The organism is Pedococcus sp. (assembly GCF_036554925.1).
Taxonomy (GTDB): Bacteria; Actinomycetota; Actinomycetes; order Actinomycetales; family Dermatophilaceae; genus Pedococcus_A.
On sequence record NZ_DATBMI010000192.1, the window covers coordinates 1 to 5,824 of the forward strand.

Consider the following 5,824-nt stretch of genomic DNA (forward strand, 5'->3'; position numbering starts at 1 on the left):
GCCCTGGCGCTGCTTGTGGCGCAGGTTCTCGCAGATCACCATGACCCGGCCGTGACGGCGGATCACCTTGCACTTGTCGCAGATCTTCTTGACGCTCGGCTGAACCTTCATTGCCTCTGCTGTCTATGTCGATCTGGCACCGCCGCCCCGGACGGGGCGGCGTGGTCTTGCTTCGTCAGCGGTAGCGGAAGACGATGCGGCCGCGGGTCAGGTCATAGGGGCTCAGCTCAACGACCACCCGGTCCTCGGGGAGGATCCGGATGTAGTGCTGACGCATCTTGCCCGAGATGTGAGCGAGAACCTTGTGACCGTTGGTGAGCTCCACGCGGAACATCGCGTTCGGCAGAGCCTCCACGATCGTGCCCTCGATCTCGATGACACCGTCCTTTTTCGCCATATCCTCCACAATCCGTGACGCGGCCCACCCCTGGTTGGGACAGGCACAACTGCACGGCACACGCACAGACGCATGCCGACGCACCAGTCTAAAGGAGGAGGGCGAACAGGCGAAATCGGCGAGGGTCACCCCATTGGTGGGTGACAGGCCGCGGGCGTGAGGGTCACGCTGGCCCTGCCGCCCACCGAGGAGTCTGCCATGAGCACCCCGGAACCCTCCCCCGCCGGCATCGCCGGCCTGCGTCAGCACTTCGCCGGGCAGGTGCTGCTGCCCGCGGACCCCGGCTACGACGACGCACGGGTGCTGTTCAACGCCATGATCGACCGGCGGCCGGCGGTCATCGCCCAGTGCGCCTCCCCCGACGACGTGGCGGCCGCCGTCGCCCTCGCCCGGGCGGAGGGCCTCGAGGTCGCCGTGCGCGGGGGCGGCCACGGCGTGGCGGGCACCGCCCTGGCCGACGGCGGGCTGGTCGTCGACCTCCGGCGGATGTGCGGCGTCACCGTGGACCCCTCGGCACGCACGGCCACGGTGGGCGGCGGCGCCACGATGAGCCACCTCGACCGGGCCTGTGAGCCCTACGGGCTGGCCACCACCGGCGGCCGGGTGTCGACGACCGGGGTCGGTGGCTTCGCCCTCGGCGGCGGCACCGGGTGGCTCGACAGGAGGTTCGGGCTGGCCTGCGACAACCTCCTCTCGGTGGAGCTGGTCACCGCGGCGGGCGAGCCGGTCACCGCCAGTGCGGACGAGAACCCGGACCTCTTCTGGGCCCTGCACGGCGGCGGCGGCAACTTCGGGGTCGCGACGGCGCTGACGTTCCGGCTGCACGAGGTCGCAGCGGTGACGCTGACGCTGCTGATGTGGCGTCCCGAGGACGCCGAGCCAGCGGTCCGCGCGGTGCGGGACCTCTTCGAGCAGGGCCCCGACGAGATCGGCGGCGGGATCCTCTGGATGACCGCGCCGGAGGAGGACTTCGTCCCTGCCGACCTGGCGGGCCGGCTCGTCTGCGCCGCCGTGGTCGTCTTCGTCGGGCCGGAGGCTGCGGCACGCGACGTCATCGCCCCCCTGCTGGCGCAGCGACCGGTCGCGGAGCTCATCGCGGAGATGTCGTACGCCGACCTGCAGTCCTCCCTCGACGACCCTCCGGGCTACCGGAACTACTGGTCGGCGGAGCACCTCGAGCGGCTCCCGGACGAGGCGGTGGCCGCCTTCTGCCGGCTGTCCGAGCAGCTGATCTCCCCCGCGCCGGCCCAGTCCGCCCTGTTCGCCGCCGGCGGGGCGGCAGGCCGCTCCACCGACGACTGGCCGGTGCCGTGGCGCTCGAGCCCCTGGGTGGTCCACCCCTTCGGGCTCTGGGCCGACCCCGCGGACGACCACCGCGTGATCCAGTGGACCCGGGACATCCGGGAGGCCGTGCGGACCTGGTCCAGCGGGGCCGTCTACCTCAACTTCATCGGCGACGAGGGCACCGAACGCGTCAGGGCCGGGCTCGGTGAGCGGAACTACACCCGCCTGGCCGAGGTGAAGCGCGTGTGGGACCCGGACAACGTGTTCCGCCACAACCACAACATCGTGCCGAGCCTGGTCTGAGCAGGGCGGGGCCCGCCGGGGTCAGGAGAGCGGTGCGTATGCCGCGCCCGCCGCCTCCAGCCGCGCCCTGCCGCCGTCGAGGGCGGTCAGCACCCAGATCCCCTCGTCGGTGACCGCGACGGAGTTCTCCCAGTGCGCCGCGCGCGAGCCGTCCGTGGTCACCACGGTCCAGTCGTCCCCCAGCACCCGGGTCTCGGCCGTGCCGAGGGTGACCATGGGCTCGATCGCGACGGTCACCCCGGAGCGCACCGTCGGGCCCTTCTCGCGGACCCGGTAGTTCGGGACCTGTGGGTCCTGGTGCATCTCGGTGCCAATGCCGTGGCCGACGTACTCCTCGACGATGCCGTACTCGCGCGAGTGCCGGTCGGACGCCGCGGTGAGGCTGTCCTCGACAGCCGCGCCCACGGCATACAGGGGCCGGCCCACGGCCAGGGCGGCGATGCCGGCCCACATGGCGTCCTCGGTGGCGTCGATGAGCGCGAGGTCCTCGGGGCGGCCGGCGTCGCGACCGCCCACGACCAGGGAGATCGCGGCGTCGCCGTGCCAGCCGTCGACGATCGCACCGCAGTCGATGGAGAGGAGGTCGCCCTCCTCGAGGACCCGCGAGCCGGGGATGCCGTGCACGACCTCGTCGTTGACGGACGTGCACAGGCTCCCCGTGAAGCCGTGGTAGCCGAGGAACGACGGCACGGCGCCACAGCCGCGGATGTGCTCCTCGGCGAGCTCGTCGAGCGCCTTGGTCGTCATCCCCGGGCGGACGGTCTGGGCCATCAGCTGCAGCGTCTGCCCCACCACCAGCCCGGCCCGGCGCATCCGCTCGATCTGGTCTGGGGTCTTGGTCTCGATACGGGACCGGCCGAACATCAGGAGCGCAGCGCTCCCTCGATGCGAGCGGCGACCTCGTCGACCTCGCCCATGCCGTCGACCTGCACGAGGAGCCCGCGCTGGGCGTAGATGTCGGTGAGCGGAGCGGTCTCCTTGCGGTAGATCGCCTGCCGCTCGCGGATGACCTCCTCCGTGTCGTCCGAGCGCCCCTCGAGCTCGGCCCGCTTGAGCAGGCGCTGGACGACGGCGTCCTCGTCGACGGTCAGCTCGAGGACGGCGTCGAGGACGTGGCCGTCCTCGGCGAGCACGCCGTCGAGCGCGTCGACCTGGGCGAGGGTGCGCGGGTAGCCGTCGAGCAGGAAGCCCGGCTCGGTGTCGGCCTCGCGGAGGCGGTCGCGCACGATCGCGTTGGTGATCTCGTCGGTGACGTAACCACCCGACGCGAGGATGTCCTTGACCTTGAGCCCGAGCTCGGTCTCGTTCTTGATGTTGGCCCGGAAGATGTCGCCGGTGGAGATGGCAGGAATGCCGAAGCTGGCGGCGATGCGGGCGGCCTGGGTGCCCTTGCCGGCACCCGGGGGGCCCACGATGATCAGACGCATCAGCGGAGGAACCCTTCGTAGTGACGCTGCTGCAGCTGGGACTCGATCTGCTTCACGGTCTCCAGCCCCACACCGACGATGATGAGGATGGAGGTGCCACCGAACGGGAAGTTCTGGTTGGCGCCGACGAGCACCAGCGCGATCAGCGGGATCAGCGAGACGAGGCCGAGGTAGATGGCCCCAGGGACGGTGATGCGGGTGATCACGTAGTCCAGGTACTCGGCCGTGGGTCGCCCGGCACGGATTCCTGGGATGAAGCCGCCGTACTTCTTCATGTTGTCGGCGACCTCGGTCGGGTTGAACGTGATCGACACGTAGAAGAACGTGAAGAACAGGATCAGCCCGATGTAGATCAGCATGTAGACGGGGTCGTCGCCGGTGACGAGGTGCTGGTCGATCCAGGTCACCCAGCCCGGCTGGTCGCCCGTGGCGGACCGGTTGAACTGCGCGATGAGGGTCGGCAGGGCCAGCAGCGACGAGGCGAAGATGACCGGGATGACCCCGGCCATGTTGACCTTGAGCGGGATGTAGGTCGACGTGCCGCCGTACATCTGGCGGCCGACCTGGCGCTTGGCGTACTGCACGGGGATGCGGCGCTGGCTCTGCTCGACGAACACGACGAGCGCGATGATGAGGAAGCCCAGCAGGATGACCCCGAGGAAGATGTCCCAGCGGCCCTCCTGCTGCTGGATGGCCCAGAGGGAGCTCGGGAAGGTCGCCGCGATCGAGGTGAAGATCAGCAGCGACATGCCGTTGCCGATGCCCTTGTCGGTGACCAGCTCACCCATCCACATGACCAGGCCGGTGCCCGCCGTCATGGTCAGCACCATGATGACCAGCGTCGGGATCGAGTCGTTGCTCAGGATGTTGGTGCAGGTGGCGCCGAACAGGCTCTGCGGGTTCTGGGCGAACGTGATCAGCGTGGAGGACTGCAGCACCGCCAGACCGATGGTCAGGTAGCGGGTGTACTGGGTCATCTTCGCCTGCCCCTGCTGACCCTCCTTCTTGAGGGCCTCGAACCGCGGGATGACCACGGTGAGGAGCTGCACGATGATGCTCGCCGTGATGTACGGCATGATCCCGAGCGCGAAGATCGACAGCTGCAGCAGGGCCCCGCCGCTGAAGAGGTTGGCAAGGCCGAGGACCCCGGTGTTCTTCGGGGCGTCCGCGAGACAGTTCTGGACGGCCGTGTAGCTCACGCCCGGAACCGGGACGAGGCTGCCGAGCCGGAACAGGACGATGATCCCGAGGGTGAACAGCAGCTTCTTGCGCAGGTCCGGCGTCTTGAACGCACGGGTGAAGGCGGTAAGCACTGGTCCTCCTGGTGGCGCGGCATCACCGCGGGTGTGACTGACAATCCAAGGAACGATACCCCGCCCCCGTCGCCGGGGACTCTACCGCTCCTGCGAGTAGCCCCGGGCCACCGGACCGCTGGGCCCGGCGCCCGGGGCGCTCGTTTGCTACTTCATGAACGGACGGGTTCCGGTGGGGTTCCCGCCAGTGCTCTGTGTCAGGCGGAGGCGACCGAGCCGCCTGCGGCCTCGATCTTCTCCTTGGCGGTGGCCGAGAACTTGTCAGCGGTGACATTCACCTTGACGGAGATCTCGCCGGTGCCGAGGACCTTGACCGGGTGGCCCGGGCGCACAGCACCCTTGCTGACCAGGTCGTCCACGGTCACGTCGCCGCCGTCGGGGTACAGCGCCGAGAGGCGGTCGAGGTTGACCACCTGGAACTGCACCTTGAACGGGTTCTTGAAGCCACGCAGCTTCGGGAGGCGCATGTGCAGCGGCATGGCGCCGCCCTCGAAGCGCTCCGGAACCTGGTAGCGGGCCTTGGTGCCCTTGGTGCCGCGGCCGGCCGTCTTGCCCTTGGAGCCCTCACCACGACCCACACGGGTCCTGGCGGTCTTGGCGCCGGGGGCGGGACGCAGGTGGTGCACCTTCAGGGCGCTCCCGCCGGCAGCAGCCTCGGTGGCCTTCTTCTTCTCGGCCATGGTCAGTCAACCTCCTCGACGGAGACCAGGTGGGTCACCGTGCGGACCATCCCGCGGATCTCGGGGCGGTCCTCCTTGACGACGACGTCGCCGATGCGCTTCAGACCGAGGCTGCGCAGCGTGTCACGCTGGTTCTGCTTGCCACCGATCTCGGAACGGGTCTGGGTCACCTTCAGACGCGCCATCACGCACCAGCCTTCGCGGCCTCGCGACCGGCTGCCTGGGCGCGCAGCATGGCGGCCGGGGCAACCTCGTCCAGCGGCAGGCCGCGGCGGGCGGCGACAGCCTCCGGCCGCTCGAGGCCCTTGAGGGCCTCGACCGTCGCGTGGACGATGTTGATGGCGTTGCTGGAGCCGAGCGACTTGCTGAGCACGTCGTGGATGCCGGCGCACTCGAGCACGGCGCGCACCGGGCCACCGG

At 69.8% G+C, this 5,824-nt stretch carries 8 protein-coding genes and 1 pseudogene; 1 reads left to right on the plus strand and 8 read right to left on the minus strand.

What is annotated here, in order from left to right; translation table 11 throughout:
- Both rpmJ and infA read right to left on the minus strand, forming a co-directional pair.
- Positions 1 to 111, minus strand: a 111-nt coding sequence (rpmJ, locus tag VIB11_RS15025) for a 50S ribosomal protein L36 (RefSeq protein ID WP_010148647.1), incomplete at its 3' end; no start/stop codon positions are given.
- Between the two features lie 64 nt (positions 112 to 175).
- On the minus strand, positions 176 to 397 hold the full coding sequence (gene infA, locus VIB11_RS15030; protein ID WP_006946284.1) for a translation initiation factor IF-1: 222 nt from the start codon (positions 395 to 397) through the stop codon (positions 176 to 178).
- A gap of 198 nt (positions 398 to 595) precedes the next feature.
- Here infA and VIB11_RS15035 point away from each other — a divergent pair, with 198 nt between their 5' ends.
- Positions 596 to 1,984, plus strand: coding sequence for an FAD-binding oxidoreductase (locus VIB11_RS15035; RefSeq protein WP_332032177.1), 1,389 nt, complete (start codon positions 596 to 598; stop codon positions 1,982 to 1,984).
- A 21-nt stretch (positions 1,985 to 2,005) separates the two neighbouring features.
- Here the strand turns inward: VIB11_RS15035 and map are convergent, their stop codons facing one another.
- The 6 genes and pseudogenes from map to VIB11_RS15065 all read right to left on the minus strand — a co-directional run.
- On the minus strand, positions 2,006 to 2,848 hold the full coding sequence (map, locus tag VIB11_RS15040) for a type I methionyl aminopeptidase (RefSeq protein WP_332032179.1): 843 nt from the start codon (positions 2,846 to 2,848) through the stop codon (positions 2,006 to 2,008).
- On the minus strand, positions 2,848 to 3,411 hold the full coding sequence (locus tag VIB11_RS15045; RefSeq protein WP_332032181.1) for an adenylate kinase: 564 nt from the start codon (positions 3,409 to 3,411) through the stop codon (positions 2,848 to 2,850). Before VIB11_RS15045 ends, map begins: the two co-directional genes overlap by 1 nt.
- Positions 3,411 to 4,724 (minus strand): preprotein translocase subunit SecY, encoded by a 1,314-nt coding sequence (gene secY, locus VIB11_RS15050; RefSeq protein WP_332032183.1) that lies wholly within the window; start codon positions 4,722 to 4,724, stop codon positions 3,411 to 3,413. The genes VIB11_RS15045 and secY overlap by 1 nt, the downstream gene beginning before the upstream one ends.
- A 197-nt stretch (positions 4,725 to 4,921) precedes the next feature.
- On the minus strand, positions 4,922 to 5,404 hold the full coding sequence (rplO, locus tag VIB11_RS15055; RefSeq protein WP_332032185.1) for a 50S ribosomal protein L15: 483 nt from the start codon (positions 5,402 to 5,404) through the stop codon (positions 4,922 to 4,924).
- Positions 5,405 to 5,406: 2 nt separating this feature from the next.
- On the minus strand, positions 5,407 to 5,589 hold the full coding sequence (gene rpmD, locus VIB11_RS15060; protein ID WP_332032187.1) for a 50S ribosomal protein L30: 183 nt from the start codon (positions 5,587 to 5,589) through the stop codon (positions 5,407 to 5,409).
- A pseudogene (locus tag VIB11_RS15065) lies at positions 5,589 to 5,824 on the minus strand (30S ribosomal protein S5); the annotation flags it as partial. The pseudogene VIB11_RS15065 and the gene rpmD, both read right to left, overlap by 1 nt.

Excerpts from the sequence above, each read along its gene's own strand:
- infA (WP_006946284.1), bottom strand. The coding sequence starts at position 397 with ATGGCGAAAAAGGACGGTGTCATCGAGATCGAGGGCACGATCGTGGAG.
- VIB11_RS15035 (WP_332032177.1), top strand. The coding sequence starts at position 596 with ATGAGCACCCCGGAACCCTCCCCCGCCGGCATCGCCGGCCTGCGTCAG.
- map (WP_332032179.1), bottom strand. The coding sequence starts at position 2,848 with ATGTTCGGCCGGTCCCGTATCGAGACCAAGACCCCAGACCAGATCGAG.
- VIB11_RS15045 (WP_332032181.1), bottom strand. The coding sequence starts at position 3,411 with ATGCGTCTGATCATCGTGGGCCCCCCGGGTGCCGGCAAGGGCACCCAG.
- rplO (WP_332032185.1), bottom strand. The coding sequence starts at position 5,404 with ATGGCCGAGAAGAAGAAGGCCACCGAGGCTGCTGCCGGCGGGAGCGCC.
- rpmD (WP_332032187.1), bottom strand. The coding sequence starts at position 5,589 with ATGGCGCGTCTGAAGGTGACCCAGACCCGTTCCGAGATCGGTGGCAAG.